Annotated in this window: 16 protein-coding genes; 1 reads left to right on the top strand and 15 read right to left on the bottom strand. The window is 67.3% G+C overall.

Annotated features, from left to right (window positions below):
* Positions 1-57: 57 nt before the first annotated feature.
* The 14 genes from ACWKZU_RS07600 to ACWKZU_RS07535 all read right to left on the bottom strand — a co-directional run bounded on the left by ACWKZU_RS07600 (position 58) and on the right by ACWKZU_RS07535 (position 14,278).
* Positions 58-1,545 (bottom strand): aldehyde dehydrogenase family protein, encoded by a 1,488-nt coding sequence (locus tag ACWKZU_RS07600; protein WP_449281716.1) that lies wholly within the window; start codon positions 1,543-1,545, stop codon positions 58-60.
* A 322-nt stretch (positions 1,546-1,867) separates the two neighbouring features.
* On the bottom strand, positions 1,868-2,845 hold the full coding sequence (locus tag ACWKZU_RS07595) for a flavin reductase family protein (protein ID WP_449281715.1): 978 nt from the start codon (positions 2,843-2,845) through the stop codon (positions 1,868-1,870).
* Positions 2,838-3,251: a cupin domain-containing protein gene (locus ACWKZU_RS07590; protein WP_449281714.1), complete on the bottom strand. Its 414-nt coding sequence runs from the start codon at positions 3,249-3,251 to the stop codon at positions 2,838-2,840. Before ACWKZU_RS07590 ends, ACWKZU_RS07595 begins: the two co-directional genes overlap by 8 nt.
* On the bottom strand, positions 3,241-3,876 hold the full coding sequence (locus tag ACWKZU_RS07585) for an amino acid ABC transporter permease (RefSeq protein ID WP_449281713.1): 636 nt from the start codon (positions 3,874-3,876) through the stop codon (positions 3,241-3,243). The genes ACWKZU_RS07590 and ACWKZU_RS07585 overlap by 11 nt, the downstream gene beginning before the upstream one ends.
* Complete coding sequence (locus tag ACWKZU_RS07580) at positions 3,876-4,634, bottom strand: amino acid ABC transporter permease (protein WP_449281712.1); 759 nt, start codon at positions 4,632-4,634, stop codon at positions 3,876-3,878. The genes ACWKZU_RS07585 and ACWKZU_RS07580 overlap by 1 nt, the downstream gene beginning before the upstream one ends.
* Positions 4,635-4,684: 50 nt before the next feature.
* Positions 4,685-5,557, bottom strand: coding sequence for a substrate-binding periplasmic protein (locus ACWKZU_RS07575; RefSeq protein ID WP_449281711.1), 873 nt, complete (start codon positions 5,555-5,557; stop codon positions 4,685-4,687).
* A 182-nt stretch (positions 5,558-5,739) separates the two neighbouring features.
* Positions 5,740-7,467: a helix-turn-helix domain-containing protein gene (locus ACWKZU_RS07570; protein WP_449281710.1), complete on the bottom strand. Its 1,728-nt coding sequence runs from the start codon at positions 7,465-7,467 to the stop codon at positions 5,740-5,742.
* A gap of 104 nt (positions 7,468-7,571) precedes the next feature.
* The gene (locus tag ACWKZU_RS07565) at positions 7,572-8,357 is read right to left on the bottom strand and encodes an amino acid ABC transporter ATP-binding protein (RefSeq protein ID WP_449281709.1); all 786 of its coding nucleotides are present in this window, start codon (positions 8,355-8,357) and stop codon (positions 7,572-7,574) included.
* A gap of 114 nt (positions 8,358-8,471) precedes the next feature.
* Positions 8,472-8,798 carry a hypothetical protein gene (locus tag ACWKZU_RS07560; protein ID WP_449281708.1) on the bottom strand — a complete coding sequence of 109 codons (327 nt, stop codon included), beginning with the start codon at positions 8,796-8,798 and terminating at the stop codon, positions 8,472-8,474.
* Positions 8,799-8,809: 11 nt separating this feature from the next.
* Positions 8,810-9,151, bottom strand: a complete 342-nt coding sequence (locus ACWKZU_RS07555; protein ID WP_449281707.1) for a hypothetical protein — start codon at positions 9,149-9,151, stop codon at positions 8,810-8,812.
* Complete coding sequence (locus tag ACWKZU_RS07550) at positions 9,148-10,584, bottom strand: NAD-dependent succinate-semialdehyde dehydrogenase (RefSeq protein ID WP_449281741.1); 1,437 nt, start codon at positions 10,582-10,584, stop codon at positions 9,148-9,150. Before ACWKZU_RS07550 ends, ACWKZU_RS07555 begins: the two co-directional genes overlap by 4 nt.
* Before the next feature lie 39 nt (positions 10,585-10,623).
* Positions 10,624-12,234, bottom strand: coding sequence for an amidohydrolase (locus ACWKZU_RS07545; RefSeq protein ID WP_449281706.1), 1,611 nt, complete (start codon positions 12,232-12,234; stop codon positions 10,624-10,626).
* Positions 12,235-12,360: 126 nt separating this feature from the next.
* Positions 12,361-13,401, bottom strand: a complete 1,041-nt coding sequence (locus tag ACWKZU_RS07540; protein WP_449281705.1) for an LLM class flavin-dependent oxidoreductase — start codon at positions 13,399-13,401, stop codon at positions 12,361-12,363.
* A gap of 499 nt (positions 13,402-13,900) precedes the next feature.
* Entirely contained in the window at positions 13,901-14,278 is a 378-nt protein-coding gene (locus ACWKZU_RS07535; RefSeq protein WP_017882584.1) for a hypothetical protein, read from the bottom strand.
* A gap of 262 nt (positions 14,279-14,540) precedes the next feature.
* Between ACWKZU_RS07535 and ACWKZU_RS07530 the strand changes: the two genes are divergently transcribed.
* The gene (locus ACWKZU_RS07530) at positions 14,541-14,738 is read left to right on the top strand and encodes a hypothetical protein (RefSeq protein WP_017882583.1); all 198 of its coding nucleotides are present in this window, start codon (positions 14,541-14,543) and stop codon (positions 14,736-14,738) included.
* Between the two features lie 82 nt (positions 14,739-14,820).
* Here the strand turns inward: ACWKZU_RS07530 and mobF are convergent, their stop codons facing one another.
* On the bottom strand, positions 14,821-18,369 hold the full coding sequence (gene mobF / locus ACWKZU_RS07525; protein WP_193743367.1) for a MobF family relaxase: 3,549 nt from the start codon (positions 18,367-18,369) through the stop codon (positions 14,821-14,823).
* Positions 18,370-18,428: the final 59 nt, after the last annotated feature.

Below are 18,428 nucleotides of genomic sequence, written 5' to 3'. Positions count from 1 at the left end.
AGGGGCCACTCCCGCCCCTCGCCGCCCCGGTCCGCGTGCGACTCCCCCGCGGGGCGATCAGTCGAGCGGCATCAGGATGAGCTTGGACTCGGTGAAGATCTGATCCATCAGCTGCACGCCCTGGATCCGGCCGTGACCGCTCTGCTTGCCCGCGTGCCCGCCGACCGGCCAGTGCGTCTCGACACTGCCGCTCGGACGGTTGATGTTCACGGTGCCGGCGGAGGCCCGCTCGGCGAAGCGCAGCGCGCGGCCGAGGTCGCGGGAGTAGACGGCGGCGAAGAGGCCGAAGGGCGACGCGTCGAGCAGCCGCAGCGCCTCCTCATCGCTCGAGATCCGCTGCAGCGGCGCGATGGGCCCGAATGTCTCCTGCACGGTGACCGTCATCGACTCGTCGACGTCGGCGAGCACCACGGGATTGAAGTAGAGGTCGGTCGGAAAGCCCTCGGCCCGGCCGCCGTCGAGCAGCACGCGCGCGCCGGCCGCCGTCGCGTCGCGCAGGTGCGCGTCGAGCCGGTCGGCGAGCGCCGGGCTGTTCACCGGCCCCATGGTGGTCTCGGGGTCGAAGGGGTGGCCGACGCGGATCCGCCGCCGCATCTCGGCCGCGAGCCGCTCGGCGAACTCGTCGTAGATGCGCTCGTGCACCAGGAACCGGCCGGCCGCGGTGCAGGACTGGCCGGCGGCCCCGCAGACCGATGCGACGGAGTCGGGCACGGCCCGATCCAGGTCGGCGTCGTCGAGGATCACCGTGGGCCCGTTGCCGCCGAGCTCGATGAGGGTCGACTTGCCCGCGGCGCGCTGCATCACCCGCCGGCCGGTGGCGACCGAGCCGGTGAAGGCGACCACCTGCACGTCCTCGTGCCCGGTCATCGCGTCGCCGATGTCGGCGCCGAGGCCCGTGAGGAAGTTGATCACGCCCGCCGGGATCCCTGCGTCGTGGAAGCAGCGGAACCACTCGTACTCGATGAGCGTGGTCGAGGGGGCGGCCAGCGCCACGACCGTGTTGCCGGTGATCAGGGCGGGCGCGATCTGGCCCGCGGCGCTGCCGAGCGGGAAGTTCCAGGGCTGGATCGCGGCGACCACACCCTTGGGCACACGGTAGAGGTAGGCGCGCATGTTCGCCTCGGCGCTCGGCAGGATCTCCTGCGTGCGGTACTTCGCCAGATCGATCGTGACGCGGAAGTTCGTGATGCTGTCGTCGACCTCGCCCAGGGCCTCGCTGTGGTACGGCTTGCCCTGCTCCAGCGTCATGACGCGCGCGAGGTGCTCGCGGCGGCTCGCGATGATCCGCATCGCCTCCTCGAGGTACTCGGCCCGCTCGAAGACGCTCAGCCGCGACCACGGGCCGAAGGCCTCGCGCGCCGCCGCGACGGCGCGGTCGACGTCGACCGGGGTGCCGAGGGCGAAGCCGCCGACCTCCTCGCCCGTCGCCGGGCTGATCGAGGCGTAGCGCCCGGCCCCGTCGGACCCGACGAAGGCGCCGCCGATGTAGGGGCCGGCCTCGACCGGGTCGATCGCCCAGTCCGCGGCGTTGAATGTTCCGGGCATCGCTTCACGCACCCTCTCTTCGAGATTCCTCGAGTCGATTTGCATACCGATTGGTATGTTATGTCGTGCGGGGGTCGCCCGTCAATGCGCGCGGTGATGACCGACGCCCCGGGGCCACCACGAGCTCGAGTATCGGCCCCTCCCGCGGAGCGCCCCGATGCGCGCGAATGCCCCGCGCGGCTTCAGCTCGCGCGGGGCATTCGCGGAGACGGTGCGTCGGGCTAAGAAGTCCCAGCTCTCAGGAGAAGCTCGGAATCATGCGGAGCTCTACAGATCGAGGGTGCTCCGTCCGTCCGCGTGCCACTCGAGAACATCCGATCGCTCATCCCCGCGAACCGATCGTCTGCGCGTCCTCCCACTCCGACGGCGCGCTCATGGTGGCGATGCGCCCGTTCCCGATGCTGACGTAGACGCCGAACTGGTCCTTCACCCGCTCCCTGAAGTACCGTCGCAGCACCACCTCGCTCGATCGGGTGCGCACGAGGGACCAGGGCAGCTCGGTCTCTCGGTACCACGTGACGTCCTGGGCGGTCGTGGCACCTCCGAGCCGGCGACCGCGGTAGACCAGGCAGGTGTGGCTGTCGCTCACGTCGACGATGGAGTAGAGGAAGTCGATCTCGATCTCCTCCTTGAAGATCCTCTGAGCCGCTCGGGACACCGCGTCGCTCGTGCTGCTCCCGCCCACGAGCCGAGCCATCGGGATGACGAGATCCCCCGAAGCGTACGTATCGGCCATGAGCGCCACACGGTCATCGTCCTCGACGATGAACCCGACCATCGTCGCGCGCTGCCGTCGAGATTCGACCTCGTTGCCGGCCTGCTGCGCGGTTTCGAAGAACGTGCCGCGATGATAGATCAGCGGCGGGTTCTCCCGCACTGCGGTCTTCACCACTCGAGCGATCAGCAGCGTGTGGTCGCCGACCTCGAAGGTCTGCTGCGTCTCGCAGATCATCGAGGCGACGCCGTCGCGGATGACGGGCGGCACACCGGTCTCGACATCCTCCAGCGGCACCCCCGCGAATTTGTCGTCATGGGGCATGGCGAAGTGGCGTGCGAGGTCGCTCTGCCGCTCATTGAGGATGGAGATCGAGATCACCGGGCTCTGCACGAAACTGTCGTAGTTCGGCGATCCGTGGGTGAGCGCCACCGATACGAGCGGGGGATCCAGCGAGATGGGGTTGAGCGAACTCGCCGTCATGCCGCACGGCCGACCGGCGCCGTCGAACGCGGTGACGACCGTGACGCCGGTGGCGAAACTCGTGTACGCGGCGCGCACCTGCTGGCGGGTGAGTTCACTCATCGTCATACCTCGAGACAGCGATGATCGGCGGCCAGTGGAACTCTGCGTCCAGGACGGTGGTGTCGCCGGCGAGCAGCGCGATGTGCTTGAATCCGATGCCATCGCCCGCTCCGTGCACGTGCGGCATTCCCGCGGGTATCCTCACGATGTCTCCCTTCTGCACCAGTTCCGGATGCTCAGGATCCCCGACGTATCCCTGCCCTCCCACGACGATCAGCACCTGATCGGCCGAGTGGGTGTGCAGCCGGGTGTACGCGCCCGGCAGGAAGCTCACCAGGAACCCCGGCACCTCGAGGCCGACAGCGGGCGCCTCGAGCGCCGTCGACTGCACGCGTCCCTCGAAGATCGTGGCGGCCGAATCGCGGAGATGGTCGAGTGGACGTTCTACGTAGACCTCATGCGACAAGACGCGTCCTCACCTTCGCCTCGATCGCCGTCGCACCCCAGGTCAGGGGAATCGTCAGCACCAGATAGATGCAAACGACCACCAGGGAGACACCCAGGATGTCGCCCGTCACCACCATCTGCTCCCGCGCGGCGTGCAGCAGCTCGGTCGCACCGATCGCCACGGCGAGCGTCGCGGTCTTCAGCAGGGCGACGAATCCGTTCACCGCGGGAGGGATGGAGAACGGGACGGCCTGCGGGAGCACGATGTGCAGGAACACCTGCGGCTTCGACATTCCGAGAGAGGTCGCCGCGGCGCGCTGTCGCGGCGAGACGGTGAGGATGGCCCCTCGGAAGTACTCGGACATGAACGCCCCCTCGATCACGCCCAGGGCCACGATCGCAGCGGTGACGTTCTCGAGCCGGATCCCCACATACGCCAGGCCGAAGAACACGATGTAGAGCATCACGAGCTCGGGGATCGCCCGCAGGAAGGTGATGACACCGCCGAGCACACGTTCCAGTGCCGGGGAACCGGCTTCGCGCAAGAGCGCGATGACGAGACCGATCGCGATCGAGACCAGCCACGCGCCGACCGCGATCTGCAGCGTCACCCAGAGTGCCGGGATGAAGACTCCGAGGTCCATCACTTCTCCCCTCTCGCTCCGGCGGCGAGCGCCGTGCTCTTGCTCACGTCTTCATAGGACAGCGAGGCCAGGCCGCGATTGACCGGCGCCGACACGAGGCCGAACCGACGCTGCACCCACCGCTCGAGCCACCGGCTGAAGTAGATCAGCGGCAGGATCAGGGCCGCGTAGAACAGCCCCACCAGCACGTACACGTAGAGTGGATAGAAGCTGATCGACACCGCCTGCGTGGCGGAGAGCGTGAGCTCGTTGACCGTGATCAGCGAGGCGAGCGAGCTGAACTTGATGACCCCGATCACGATGTTGACGGCGGGCGGCACGAGCGGGGCGAGCACCTGCGGGATGATGATCCAGCGCAGCGTCTGGGAGTGGCTCATGCCGATGCTGCTCGCCGCGTCCCACTGCTTCCTGCTCACTCCGCTCACCGCGCCGCGGAACACCTCGGCCACGTACGAGGACATGCTCAAGGTCAGCGAGATGACGGCGATGGTGAACGCGTTCATTCCGATCTTCGCCACGAGCGGCCCCATGCCGAAGTAGAACAGGATCATCATCGCGAGCAGGGGGATGCTGCGGAACACCTCGATCCAGCTTCGGGCGGCGAATCGCACCCATCGCGACGGCGCCACGGCCAGGAGCGCGAGCACCGCGCCGAACAGCAGTGTGGTCACCGAACTGATGGCGCTGAGCGCGAATGTGAACCGGAGCCCACCCCACATGAGCTCGAGCCACTGGCTCCATACGTCCCAACTCGGCATGATGCGCGTTCCTCTCCGAACCTGCGTGGACCTCGGTCAGGCGGGCCCGGTCAGCTGCCGCAGCCCTGCGCGGGCTGCACGATGTCGGCCGCGTCGAGGAGACGCGACTCCTCGGGGAAGTCGTTCGCGTCGTACAGGCCGATCCAGTCCCCCGACTCCACCAGGCCGCGCTGGTACTCGTCCATGGCGTCTGCGAGGTTCGGGTTGCTGCACGAGACGACGTTGTAGGAGTAGGTGTTGATCACCTCGTCGGGCATGTCCAGGTCTCCCTCCGCGAGTTCGTGGAACGCCACATCGTCGCGCTCGCTGAACGGTGCGACGAGCATCTGGAAGTTGCTGTTCACGTAGGCGTCGATCTGCCCGTTCACGAGGGCGGTCTCCGCGTCGACCGCGGTCTGGAAGAGCACGCCGTCGTCGCCGAACGCATCCCTGATGTACGGCTCCCAGACCTGCCCGACCACGGCTCCGACCTTCATGCCGTCGAGGCTCTCGACCCCGGAGTAATCGAAGTCCTCCATCGTGTACACGCCGCTGGGGAGCACGAAGTTCGGCGCGGTGAAGAAGACCGTCTTCGAGCGCTCGGGTGTGTAGTAGATGTACGGGGTGACATCCGCGCGCCCCTGCTGCGTGGCCGCGAGCGACCCCGAGAAGTCCGCCTTGAGCAACTCGACCGTCAAGCCGTTCTCCTCGGCGAAGCCGTTGATGAAGTCGCCGGTGAGGCCTCCGAGGACTCCGCTGTCACGGGTCACCACGGGCGCCGACTCGCTGTAGGGGGCCACGGTCAGCACCCCCTCCTTCACCGTGCGGAAGGCCGGCTCCTCACCGTTCGCGGGAGCATCCGCTCCACCGCTGCACGCGGAGAGGAGCAGCGCCGCGGCGGAGACGGGGATCAGGAGTTTCAGGACCGTTGAGCGCTTCTTCATGATTTCCTCCATTGGCTTGATCAGTTCAGTGCTGAGTTGTCGTGGGGCGGTCGCCGGATCGGGCGTTCGGAACGGTCCGTCGCACCGGGCTGAAGCAGGTCGGTGCGAGTCCGTCTGGTACAGCGTAGAAAGCGCCAACTGCGCACGCATCGCACTGTTCGCAGGATAAAGCGGGTGCCGGTTCACATCTTTCGTTCGTCCGACGCGCTTTCCCGCTGCAGGCGGGCGAACCGCATCGCGAGAGTGAGGTCGAATCGGGTGTCGGGATCCTCGAGGTCCCTGCCGAGGAGCTCTGCGATCTTGCTGAGGCGATACCGCAGGGTGCTCACGTGCACGTTCAGCTGCCGAGCCGTCTCCTGATAGCGGCCGTGCGCGTTCATGAAGGCTTCCGCCGTCAGGAAGAGGTCCCCGTACCGCTCGCCCTGGTGCACCATCAGCGGGCCGATCGTCTCGTCGATGAACTCGGCGATCTCCGAGCCTCGCATGGCCGAGAGCAGGAACCGGCTGGACCCGAACTCACGAGCGCCGACCAGTCCGGTTCGGCCGATCTTCTGCGCGAGCTCCAGAACCTGCAGGCAGCTCCTCCACGACTCGGGCATCTCATCGAGCGGGAGCGCCTTCGGCGAGAAGGTGATCACGGCGCCCGGGTGCTTCGAGATCACCCTGCCCATCTCGTGATGCAGGATCTCCTCCCCTCGTCCCTGGGCCAGCCTCACCGGTACGAAGAAGACGTGCAGGCTCTCGAGGAACTGCAGGCAGGCTCCGGGCCAGCGCCGCAGCAGCTCCCGCAGGTCGGCGTCGAGATCCCGATCGAGCGTCTCCGCCGAGGAGTCGCGCACGACGACGAGGAAGTACTCGTGATCGGTGGCGAGCCCGACGAGGCCCGCACGAGTCGTGAACTCGTAGGTGTTCGCGAGCTCGCCCTCGAGGATCTGACGGAACACGTCCCTCTGCAAGAGGGATTCCGACTCCGCCGCGATCCGGTCCCGCAGCAGCACCATCGCGGTCGCCGCGTTGACGGACGCGAAGCCGTGCGCATCAGCGGATGCCGACCACGGGAACACGATCCCGGTGGCCGCCCACTCCCGGGTGCCGCCGAAACCGACGGCTTCGCCCACCAGGTCGTTCCCGCCCACCGAAACCGGCACGGACGCCTCCGCCGAATCCCGCAAGGATCTGGCCCGGCGGTAGAGTTCCGCCTTCTGCTCGTGGATCTCCTGCTCCCACATGGCCTGCGCGAGGCCCGGCGACGGGGGCGCCGTCCCGGCGAACTGCAGATTCCCCGCCCGGTCGAACAGCACGACCGAGTGCTCGCTCTCCTGCTCGATGATGCGCAGTTGCTCGTCCGACTGGCAGCCGCTCGCGACCGCATCGGTCGTGGCTGCGAGCAGCGACGCCGCTCGCGCCGTCGAGAGCGCCGATCGGCGCGTCTCGTCGAGCAGCGCGGCGTTCGACGCCGCAAGGGTGATCAGCGAAGCGGCCGCCTTGATGTAGGAGAGCTGGAACGGATCGCGCAGGAGATCGTTTCGGGACCGCAGCGAGAGCACCATCCTGCGCCCCAGCGGATCCGTGCCTCGGAGCGGCACGGTCACCGCCGCCACGATGTCCTCGCTCCGCGCCCACTCCTGGCTCGTGGGGAAATCGGAGGCTTCGCGAAGGTCCGGAATGATGATGATCTCCTCCCGGCGAAGCGCCTCGGACGAGACCGAACCGTCGAGATCCCAGCGGGGTACACGGCTCTTCTCCGTGTAGTGCAGCCGATCCTGTCGTGCGATGATCTCGCCGAAGCCCCCTCCGAGGTCCATCGCGTAGATCCAGCAGATCTGCCAGGACGCATGATCGCAGATGGAGTCCGCGATCGACTGGAGCACCTCGGTCAACTCCATCGACCCGCTGACGTTGAGCGCCATTCGCCGGATGCTCTCGAAGTAATCCGAGACCTGCTCGAATCTGAATTCACCGGACTGCAAGTACCACTACCTCCTCGTAGTCGCGCCGCCGCCTCCTGCGGCCCCTAGAGATGCACAACCGCCTCCAAGAACTTCCGCGTCCTCGGATTCTGCGGGTTGCTCAGCACCGCATCGGGATCGCCGGACTCCACCTCGGCGCCCTCGTCCATCACGACGAGCCGGTCGGCGACCTGGCGCGCGAAGCCCATCTCGTGCGTCACCGTCACCATCGTAAGTCCACCGGCCGCGAGCTCCGTCATGAGTCCCAGCACCTCGCCCACCATCTCGGGGTCCAGCGCAGAGGTCGGCTCGTCGAAGAGCACGAGTTCGGGTTCCATCGCCAGCGCTCTGGCGATGGCGATGCGCTGCTGCTGACCGCCGGAGAGGGTGCGGGGGTGCGCTTCGAGGAAGTCGCCGAGCCCAACGCTCGCGATGAGCTCCGCCGCCTTCTCCCGGGCCTCCGCGCGCGGCGTTCCGAGCACTCGCTGCGGGCCGATCGCGACGTTGTCGAGGGCCGTGAGGTGCGGGAACAGATCGAACTGCTGGAACACCATCGTCATCTTCGCCCTGGCGCGGTTCTTCTGCGCGGCTGAGAGCTGCACCGTCGGTTCGTCGAGTCCGCGGGAGAAGATCTTCTCGCCGTTGAACTCGATGCTCCCCGAGGTGGGCTCCTCGAGCAGATCGCAGCATCGCAGGAAGGTCGACTTCCCGGAGCCGCTCGGCCCGATGATGCAGATGCGCTCGCCGCGCTGCACGTCGAGGCTCACGCCCTTGAGCACTTGTTTGTCGCCGAAGGTCTTGCTGATGTTCTTGAGAGAGAGCATCGGCGAGCCGGGCTGCTGGTCATTCATGGTTTCACGTATCACTTTCCGGGTCTTCCCCGTTCTGCTGGTGCGGAACTCCGTCATTGGAGCCCCGTGTCTCGTGCGCGTCGCGCCGTCATGAGGTGTGCGGCAGTCTACGGGTCACACGTCACGGTTCTCGACATCATCGCGCGCATTCCTCCCACGGACCGGCCAGTCCTCGGAGAGCACCACCCACTCCTCCGCGATCGGCCGCCCGTCAGGAGCGTAGATGTCGTCGGATTCGGCGATCACCTCCTGCAGCGCGCCGCTCGCGACGAAGTCCCGGTAGTGCCCTTCCGTCTCCCATACCGAGAATGTCATCCGATCCCGGGTTCCCGGAATGCCGAGGACGTGGGCGTGCAGCAGCCCTGGCTGCGAATACCACGTCTCTCGGACCCCCTCGTACCAGCGCCGCCGATGATCGATGTCCTCCAGGCCCGGGCGCACCGACCACCTGCTCATTCTGATCCACATGCGCTCCTCCCTCCCTGCTCCGGCAACGGGTCGACGATGGTGATGGAAGCCTCGGAGACGTACTTCGGCCTCCCGTCGAAGATGCCGCGCCGGGCGTCGGAGTCGATCCAGTGCTCTTCAGCCGCACGAGTCTCATCGACCGTGCCCGGGTAGGAGAGGATCCACGTGAACTCCATCTGATGCTCCTCGACCCAGGTCTGCTCGACCGTGAAGCCGCTCGCGGTCCGGGAGTCGACGACCAGCGGGAAGATCTCCGTGAGGAACTCCGCCGCGCGCTCCGGCACCAGCCGGTACCTGCGGAGCATGAAGGTCCGCTGCTCGCTCATTTCGCGCTCCCCTCCGACGCGCGCACCGGCCCCGGCTCGGGATCCCGGAGCGACACCAGTCTTCGGTTCGCGAACTCGTAGATGCCCAGATCCCCGAGCTCCCGTCCGAACCCGGAGCGTTTCACACCGCCGAACGGGAGGTCGGGGCCACCCCCATCGGTCGCGTTGATGTGCACCATGCCCACCTGCATGCGCGCGGCCACCTGCAGCGCCTCGTCCTGGTCGGTGGAGAACACCGCGCCGGACAGGCCGTACGGTGAGCTGTTCGCGACCTCGATGCCGTGCTCGGAGTCGGTGATCGGGTAGACGACGAGCACCGGACCGAATATCTCCTCCGTGTAGGCGTCCATCCCCGGCGCGACGCCGGTGAGAACGGCCGGCGTCACCCAGGCGCCGGACCGGTCGAGTCGTTCGCCGCCGATGCGCAGCACCGCCCCCTGCTCGACCGCGCGTTCGATCTGCCGCGCCACCTCGTCGGCCGCCTGCACCGACGACAGCGGATAGTAGGCCCCTGGCGCCGGCGAGGAGGGATCGCCGGGAGTCAGCTCCGCGACGGCGGCGACGAGCTCGGCGACGAATCGATCGTAGAGCCGCTCGGCCACGAGGATCCTCTTGTTCGAGGTGCACACCTGACCGCTGTTGACCAGGCGCTTCCGCAGGGCGCCGCGGGCCGCCTGCACGACGTCGTCGGTGCTGAGATACAGGTGCGCGTCGGATCCGCCGAGTTCGAGGACGACCTTCTTGAGGTGTCGGCCGGCCACCTCCGCGACCCGCGAACCGGCGCGCTCCGAACCGGTCAGCGAGACCCCCACGATCCGGTCGTCGGCGATGACGTCCTCCACCTGACGATGATCGACGAAGAGGTTCTGGTACACGCCGTCGGGAAGGCCCGCGTCGCGCATGGCACGCTCGATCGCCAGCGCCGATTGCGGGCAGGTCGCCGCGTGCTTGACGAGCACCGCGTTGCCGAGCACGAGGTTGGGTGCTGCGAAGCGCACCACTTGGTAGAACGGGAAGTTCCACGGCATGATCCCGAGTACCGGACCGAGCGAGCGCGTTTCGAGCACCGCTCGCATCCCGGCCTCATCCTTGAGCGTCTGGTCGGCGAGCAGGCGCTCCCCTTCCGCCGCGTAGTGCCGCAGGATGCTGACGCAGAAGGCCACCTCGCCGGCCGCCTCGTTCAGCGATTTGCCCATCTCCCGGGACGCGAGAGCCGCGAGTTGATCGGACCGCTCCTCGAAGAGGTCGGCGGCGCGCGCCACGGCCTCGCTCCGCTCTCCGAGGGGCCGCTCCGACCACTCGGTGTAGGCCGTTGCGGCTCGCGCCAGGGCCGTTTCGACCTCCGCGTCGGTGAGAGATTCGAAACGCTTCTCGACCTCCCCCGTCATGGGATTCTCCGTCCTGAATCCCGACACTGCCGTTCTCTGCTGCATCACCGTCGTTGCACCTCCGCCGTCTTCGCTGACCGGTTCTTATCTCTGATGGACCACTTCGCCGTGCATGTAGACCTCGCTCGGCACCAGATCCGCGAGGTCTCCCGCGGAGGCGAGTGGATCCTCGTCGTAGAGGATGAAATCAGCCTCCTTGCCCTCGGTCAGGCTTCCCAGCACCTGATCGAGCGAGAGCGCCTTCGCCGCCTCGATGCCGTGGAGCGGGAGCGCCTCGGCAAGACTGATCGATTCCCAGGGCTCGATCTCGTCTCCCCAGAAACCCCGGCGACGCACCGCGACCCCGCAGTTGAACAGCGGGTTCACGTGCGACCCGTCCGATGCGAAAACCGGCACGATGCCGTCGTCCAGAATGGTGCGGGTCGGCATCCGCCCGCTCCGTGCGACATCCCCCAGCACGACCGGCACGAAGTCTCCGATGAAGACGTAGAGGAATCCGGGATTCATCACCGGTATCGCGTTGGACCGCTTGATGTCGTCCAGCATCGAGAGCTCCGGCACGAGGTTGCCCAGGTGCTCGATGCGGATGCGCCGATGCAGGAACGGATCGCCCGAGTCGATGATCGCGTTCAGCACCTCCTTCTGCGCGCGGGCGCCATTCGCGTGGATCGCGAGTTGCACGTCCTGCTCCCGGGAGAGCGCGATGAGACGACGCAGCTCGCCGTACGAGAGGTTGATCCTGCCCCGATCATGCGGACGCACGGCTTCCGTCGCGAGGTACTCCGTCAGCGTCGCCGCATTGCGCGAGGAGTAGCCCCCGTCGGAGAACATCTTCACCCCGCTGATGGCGAACTTCGCCGCGCTTCTCGCACGCCCCGCGTCCTCCGCCGCCATCGCGATGACCTGCTCCTCGGGTGCGATCGCCCGAGCCACGAGCATCGACCGCACACGGAGCTGCAGCCGCTCGTCCGCGGTGAGCTCCTCGAGGAGTTCGAGCGACAGCCGGCTCTCGGTCATCTCCCCGATGGTCGTGACCCCCCTGGCCAGATATCTCCGTCCCTCCTCGACGAGCGCCGCCGCGTGCTCCTCGCGGGTCGGCTCGGGAATCGGCAGGTGCCCGGTGATCTCCGCGAACCGCCCGTTCAGCTCTCCGTTCTCGTCGCGCTCGACCCGCGGCGCACCCCAGAGCCCGGCCAGGCCGGCGTCGAAGACCTGCTCCGGGATCAGTGCGATCGCCGCGCTGTTCAGCACCGAGATGTGGCCGCCGCAGTGCAGGATGATGGGGGTCGTCTTGCTCACCCGGTCGAGATCCCGCCGGTCGGGGAGGCGGTGGTCGGCGATCTTCTGATCGAGGAACAGGTTCGCGTGACCGATGATCCAGCCGCGATGCGGTTCGGCATCGCTCAGCGCCTGCAGGATCTCATCGATCGACTTGCAGCGGGGGTAGCCGCAGTCCACGCTGTTCTGCGAACGTCTCGCCGCGTACATGTCGAAGTGGAGGTGGGAGTCGACGAACCCCGGGAGCGCGACGCTCTCCCGCCGATCGATGTACGGGATGCCGTTCTGCTCGGCCGACGCCACCAGGTCGCGGTGCCCCGTTCGCAGGATCCTCCCGTCCCTCACGTGCATCGTGGAGATCGTCGGATCTCCCTCGTACGGGATCGCGCGTCCGAACTCGATGACGTACTCGCGCATGGTGCGTGTCCTTCCGGGGTCCGGGAAGCGCTCCTCGTGGAGGGCGCTCCTCCTGCTGCTTTCTGATGCTGCTTGTCTACGGGTGCTTCTGCGGCTCTACTGCTTCTGACACTGTTGCGGCTTCGGCTACCGGCGAGCGGCCGCGGCCGGCGCAGCGATGGCGGCGAACCTCTCGAGCGAGGCCTTGGCCTTCTCGTGGTCGCGCGCGAACGGGGACACGTTGATCATCGAGATGCCCATCGCCTCGTAGCGGGCGAGCTTCTCCCTGATCCAGGGCTCGGTGCCGATCAGCAGGTTCTCCCGGATCTCCTCGCGCGTCGGCTCGTTCTCCTGCACCCGTGCGCGGATGATCCCTCGGGGGTTCTCGTCGTGGGAGAAATCGTGGAGCTGCTGGTGGATCCGCCAGTGCTCGAGCAGCTCATCGATGCGGGCCTCGGCGTCGGCTTCGTCCTCGGCGCAGTACATGAACTTCGTGATCGCGAATTTCTGGTCGTCGCGGTCGCTCTCGGCTGCACCGCGATAGAACGCCGCCGCCATCTCCGCGACGTGGTCGTCGCTCCACAGGAAGGTGGAGTGCATGACGTCGTATCCGCGCCGCGCACCGTCCTCGATCGCCCGCGGCGTCTGCGAGGCCATCCAGAAGCGCGGCCGGGGGCGCTGCAGCGGACGCGGCCACACGTAGACGTCCTCGAAGTTCACGAACTTGCCCGCGAAGCTCGACTCGGTCTCCTCGGTCTCGAGCAGGAGCTTGATCGCCTCCAGGTTCTCGATGAATCGGTCCAGGCTCTCCTCGAACGGGATGTGGAGCTTCTTGAACTCGTACGCGTACGCGCCGCGCGCCAGGCCGACCTCCAACCGGCCGCCGACCAGGTTGTCGGCCTGCGCGATCTCCCCCGCGGTGCGGATCGGCTGATGGTGGTAGGGCAGCACGATCACCGCGGCTCCCACTCGCACGTGCTGCGTGTGCTGCGCGATCTGCACCAGCGGCAGCAGCGCCGAAGGCGACTGGTTGAAGTAGATCAGGTGGTGCTCGGGCACCCACACGTAGCCGTACCCGTTCGCATCGGCCACCTGCGCGAGCTCGAGCATCCGCTCGTAGACAGGCTTACCTCCGTTCTCGAGTTCATCGGGAAACGCACCGTACGGGAGAAACACGCCATATTCCATGTGAGACAGGCTAGGAATCGGAGACGGGCGGCGGCTTCGACGAAACGTATGGACTCTGGGCACCGCATTCCTACCTTCCCGCGAGGCGGGGTGGCGCTGCGGCGGGATGCGATTGAGAAGTTGCCCGGCCTTCGTGGTGCCTTCCGCGTGATTCCGGGGATCATCCGCCGGTTCCGCCCGCCGGTGGTCTCGACTCGACTCACGCGGGCAGTCGTAACCACCCCGCGCCCTCGGGAACCATCAGCACCCGGATCCTCGGAATCCTGGTTGGAGACGGCACGAGAAAGAGGCCCGGACCCGCGACATTTCGCAGGTCAGGGCCTCTTTTCAGGCCTTTCGCGGCAGGCCTAGATCATGGGGCTCAGAAATCCCAGTTTTGACAAGAGGCGCGGAATCATGCGGTTTTCTGAGCCCGTCACTACCTGTATGCCACCTGCGTGCCACTCGCGTCGGAACCTGGTTCCGTTCGCCTGAGCGAACCGGTGACACACTACGAAGTTTACTCGTCATTGCTCGCGGGCGCGGGGTTCTTTGTCGCAGGGACGCCCTTCTTGCGGTCGCCGCGGCGTGCCTGCACAGCTTCTAGTATGCGAGCCTTCGCTAGCTTAAGAAGGCTGACCGGCCCGAGCACGAGGAACACGGTTCCCATGACGAGGCACCACAGCATCGGCAAGCTGAGCCAGGCGTCACCGCCTTGCTCGATGAGCCCTTTGAGGAAGTTCGCGAGGAAGTAGTACGGGGCGGCGACGAGCATCGCGGGCGTGCCCCACTTCAATCCGTCGCGACGGAGGATGCGAGAGATGAGCCGAGGGCCGGGTGCGTACCTCGCGAGGAAGTAGTAGCAGCGGACGACGCCGGAGAAGATGGTCGAGAGCATGAGGACAGCCCTTTCAGATCACTCGGCAGTGAGTCATTTGAAAAGGGCTTCCCGTTCCCGGGTGGCCGTGCCACTACATCCGATAGCGGCGAACGTTTTGTAGAGACTGCCTACGCCTCCACTGTACGTCGGCCAGCGCGGAAGCGGAACCCTCGTCACTGGCCGCCGCCTGGCGATGGTGAAGACGAGAGCGCACCCAGTAGGAGGCGCTACGTTGCGCTGAAGACACATCACCGAACAGACCGAGCGTGGAGATGCGACGATGGACTTCCAAGAAGCGGCAGCGATCGTCACCGCTGATCAGAACCAGAACGACTGGGGCGACGAACCGCCGATGACCCAGGCAGAGGCCATCGAGCACGTGCGCAACATCATGACGCTGGAAGATGTCGTTGACTACGGCGACGAGAACACCGAGGCATACCGACTTGTGCTGTCCACCTCGCAGCTGCCCGAATAGCACTGCTCCCGATACAGGCGGGGGCACCTGAACGGCGCTCTCGCCTTTGTCATGCACCCGCCGATAATGTGCGGGCATTTCATCAGAGTGACCGTGCGCCCCGTCTGGTGAGCGCGTTCGACGCGGCCTTCGGGCGCGCCCGCTGAGTCGTGAGTGCTCGCGCGCGTTGGATCGCTTGCGTGGCGCGGGCCTGGTCGATCTTCTGCGCGAGCCCATCCGGAGCCGGCCCGAGAGCATCGTCACTCGTAATGCCGTATCGGTCACGGTACGCGGCGACCGTGCGCGCATACCGTACCCAGGCCTCCTGCTTGCGTGGATCATCCGGCCGCGCCCCGAGCGCCCGCACCCACGGCGCACCATCTGCCGCGGCTTGCTCAGCGATGGCCGCGGCGCGTTGTTCGATGAGCTGATGCCGTTCCGCGAGCGCCTGCCGCATATCCGGTTCCGTGATGCCGCCAGCGACGGGGATCAGCCCCGCAATCAACCTCGGCACCTGCGCCGCGCGCCCGCTGCTGGCAGGGTGTTCGGTGGCGGTGGCGAGTCGCCAGTGCAGGACGGAGGCGATGTCGTCGGCGTCATCGAAGCCCCGAGCCCTCACCAGGCGTGGGAGAAGCCGGTCAACGTCGTGATGGTTCGCCTCGGCCCGGCGGAGTTCAGCGACGAGGGCGTCGAAAGTATCGGAGTCGAGCACGGCGCCTACTTGGGCGGTGGTGAGGCCAGATGCACGTATGAGGGTGGCCCAGCGGTCGTGTTGAGCTTCGGTGGCGATGGTCTCGTACTCCGCGGCGAGCTGCCGGATCGACCCCCACTTCTCCTGCTCCCGCTCGGTCGTCTCGTGCGCCGACAGCTCCGCACCGGAATGATTGAGCACCCCGAACAGCACCCGCCGTGCGGCCTCCTCCACATCCGAGGCTTCGTGCGGGTGCCGGTGCGCGTCGTCTGGGGTGTCGACGGCGACGTAGGCGTAGTTCCCGTCCCTGCCGCGAGTCATGGCGACGTACAGGTTCTCCCTGGTCATCGACGGCTCGACCAGCACATGCGAAGTGTCAACGGTGACGCCCTGGGCGCGGTAGGCGGTGACGGCGTAGCCGAGGTCGAGGTGCTCGGCGACGTAGTCGGCGGGCAGCACGATCGACCCGCCCCGATCCTGGGCGGCGGGCCGGATCGTCACGGAGCCGTCGCGCCGCACACGGGTGATGGTCCACCGGTTCCCGTTCTGCACCCACGCCGACCGTGAGCGGAGATCCCGGCGGTTATCCCGCGTGATGACGACATCCCCGACCGCGGCGGTCGCGCCGCCGTCGAGGGCGACTTCACCACGGATCGGCTGCACGACCCCCGCGAGGATCAGCTCGGTGCGGGCGCGGAGGTTCAGCGCGGTCATGGATTCGCTGGAATCGGTGACGAGGATCGACGCGACCCCCGCCTCCCGGTCGGCACGCCACGCCTCATACGCCAGGGCGGTCACATCCTCGGTATCGCCGCCGGCGATCCGGCCCGCATCCTGGTAGGTGTCGATCACATCGGTTTGGCCGAGGCGGAGCCCGAGGGATGCGATCTTCTCCCACTCGTTCGTGAACCGGTAGATCGTGGACAGCTCCGGGGTGTCGTCGCGGTCACCCGCGAGGAGCCCAAAGGCGCCGGCGGCTTCGACGGCTTGGAGCTGGGAGTAGTCGCCGACGAGCAGGACTTTCGCGCCGGCTTCTTCGGCGATCTTGGTGATGCGGTCGAGTGAGAGGGTGCCTGCGAGGCTGGCTTCATCGATGATGACGAGCTGCCCTGCCCGGAATGACACCCGGCCCAGGTTGTGGAGCGTCCACCATCGTGCGGTGTTCTCCGTCTTGATGCCGAGGTCGTCGGCGAGGACTTCCGCCGCGACCACCGACGGCGCCAACCCCACCACCGACCCCGCCCCGTGCTCGGCTTCCCACGCGCGGCGGAGTGCGTTCATAGCGGTGGTTTTCCCGGTGCCGGCGGGGCCGACCAGCATGTCGAGCACTCGCCCCGATATGGCGATCTTGGTGAGGGCGTCGGCCTGGTCTGGGCCAAGCATCCGCCCGTCCCGATCCGGGGCGGCCGTGACGCGCTCGATCACCGCGAGCGGCAGCGTCGGCCCAGTCAGGGTGCGGGAGCGTTTCAAGAGCCGTGCTTCCGCTTCCAGGAGTTCGGTCGAGGAGTAAAGGGTCGAGTGGCGGGGCCGGAACGCCGAGGTGCCGTCCGGGCGCTGGAACCGTGCCGGGGTGGAGGCGAGTTCGGGTGGGGTGAGGCGCAGCGAGGCGCGCTCGGCCGCATCGACGACCATGCCGCTGACGGCTTCCCGATCCCGAGTCGTCGCGAACCGATACCCCATCGTCTGCCGTGCGGCCTCGGCGGTGAGGTTCCAGCGGTGCCAGGTCGACCGCTTCGCCCCAACGGCCTCGACCACGGAGAGCGCGATCGCTTCGATCTCATCGAGCGGCACGTCATCCGCCCGCAGCACCCGCATCATCCCCGCCGGGATCGCCTCGCGCGCCCACTCGCCGGCATCCCGGCCGAGCTTCCTGGTGGCGCGCTTGCGCCATTCGGTCGTGAGGTCGGCGAGCGAGCGCACTTTCTTCTCTGGCCGGGTCGTGAGCGTGGCCTGAGCGCGGAGCTTGATGACCGTCGCCGCCGACGGCTGCCGCCCATGCCGCTGCACGTACTCGGCGATCAGGCGATCCTTCTCCGAATCGATCTGATACGAGCGGGTCGAGAACTCGAGCACGAGGTCTTCCGGGACCGTCGCGATCGCCCATGCCGGGTTCCGGCCCCGGCCCCGCTCGCGTGCCTCCCACTCGACGCCGAGAAGCCGGGTGAGATGGTCGGCGATGACCGCCTCGTGCAACTCGGAGAGCGCGACCGTGGCGGCGTGCATAGGGCGGCCGTCGAGCGACCGCCACTTCCCATCAAGCACCGTGCGCACTTTGTTAGAGACCACCACGTGCGTGTGCAGGTGCGGGTCGTTCGCGCGGGAGTCGTAGTGGTCGTAGGCGGTCGCGGCGAGCCCGAAGGTATCGACCTGGGCGACCGCGCCGCCGTCGGCGCCGGTCGAGCCGACACGCGTGGCAGCGACTTCGCGTTCCATGAACTCGATCACTTCCGCGATCGCCGCGTGATGCGCGTCGGCGATCAGCGCTTGCGTGCCCGCGTCGGCGACCGCCCAGAGCACGGAGGCCGACTTCGGCAACGAGAAGGTGTAGTCGTAGCCTGCGACCGCCTTCCGGGTGCCGCGCTTGCGTTCCTCGTTCTCGATCTGCGCGACAGCCTCCGCGCGGGAGGCAGGGCCGAGCTCGGGGTCGAGGGCTTCGACCCGTGCGTCGACGCGCTCTACCGGGGTCGAATAGACCGGGTAGGCCTGCCCGAGCGGATCACCGGTCACGGGATCTCGGCCCATGCCGATGAGGAGCTGCAGTTGTTCCTCCGACACTTCATCGCCGGTCGTGATCTGACCGCCGGCGAGCTGCGCGATCCCGGCGCCGAGCCACCTGCCGGGCGGGGTCCCGGCTTCGGCGTAGTAGCGTGTGAGCGGTGTGGACAGCGAGCGGTCGCAGTCGCCGGTGACGACGGAGCGCAGGAGGTACTTGTAGCCGTCACCGGCGCTCATCACCCGCATCGAGACCGTCACAGAAGACAGGTGCGAAGCCAAGTCCTGCGCGCCTTTGCCTACGATTC

It is taken from the genome of Leucobacter sp. (assembly GCF_053528595.1).
Note: the sequence above shows the minus strand (reverse complement) of the source record. Positions and strands in the feature narration are given on the sequence as shown.

What these genes read in the sequence shown, in the direction of transcription:
- ACWKZU_RS07600 (WP_449281716.1), bottom strand. Translation starts at nt 1,545, where the DNA reads ATGCCCGGAACATTCAACGCCGCGGACTGGGCGATCGACCCGGTCGAG.
- ACWKZU_RS07595 (WP_449281715.1), bottom strand. Translation starts at nt 2,845, where the DNA reads ATGAGTGAACTCACCCGCCAGCAGGTGCGCGCCGCGTACACGAGTTTC.
- ACWKZU_RS07585 (WP_449281713.1), bottom strand. Translation starts at nt 3,876, where the DNA reads ATGGACCTCGGAGTCTTCATCCCGGCACTCTGGGTGACGCTGCAGATC.
- ACWKZU_RS07580 (WP_449281712.1), bottom strand. Translation starts at nt 4,634, where the DNA reads ATGCCGAGTTGGGACGTATGGAGCCAGTGGCTCGAGCTCATGTGGGGT.
- ACWKZU_RS07575 (WP_449281711.1), bottom strand. Translation starts at nt 5,557, where the DNA reads ATGAAGAAGCGCTCAACGGTCCTGAAACTCCTGATCCCCGTCTCCGCC.
- ACWKZU_RS07570 (WP_449281710.1), bottom strand. Translation starts at nt 7,467, where the DNA reads ATGGCGCTCAACGTCAGCGGGTCGATGGAGTTGACCGAGGTGCTCCAG.
- ACWKZU_RS07565 (WP_449281709.1), bottom strand. Translation starts at nt 8,357, where the DNA reads ATGAATGACCAGCAGCCCGGCTCGCCGATGCTCTCTCTCAAGAACATC.
- ACWKZU_RS07555 (WP_449281707.1), bottom strand. Translation starts at nt 9,151, where the DNA reads ATGAGCGAGCAGCGGACCTTCATGCTCCGCAGGTACCGGCTGGTGCCG.
- ACWKZU_RS07550 (WP_449281741.1), bottom strand. Translation starts at nt 10,584, where the DNA reads ATGCAGCAGAGAACGGCAGTGTCGGGATTCAGGACGGAGAATCCCATG.
- ACWKZU_RS07545 (WP_449281706.1), bottom strand. Translation starts at nt 12,234, where the DNA reads ATGCGCGAGTACGTCATCGAGTTCGGACGCGCGATCCCGTACGAGGGA.
- ACWKZU_RS07540 (WP_449281705.1), bottom strand. Translation starts at nt 13,401, where the DNA reads ATGGAATATGGCGTGTTTCTCCCGTACGGTGCGTTTCCCGATGAACTC.
- ACWKZU_RS07535 (WP_017882584.1), bottom strand. Translation starts at nt 14,278, where the DNA reads ATGCTCTCGACCATCTTCTCCGGCGTCGTCCGCTGCTACTACTTCCTC.
- ACWKZU_RS07530 (WP_017882583.1), top strand. Translation starts at nt 14,541, where the DNA reads ATGGACTTCCAAGAAGCGGCAGCGATCGTCACCGCTGATCAGAACCAG.
- mobF (WP_193743367.1), bottom strand. Translation starts at nt 18,369, where the DNA reads ATGCGGGTGATGAGCGCCGGTGACGGCTACAAGTACCTCCTGCGCTCC.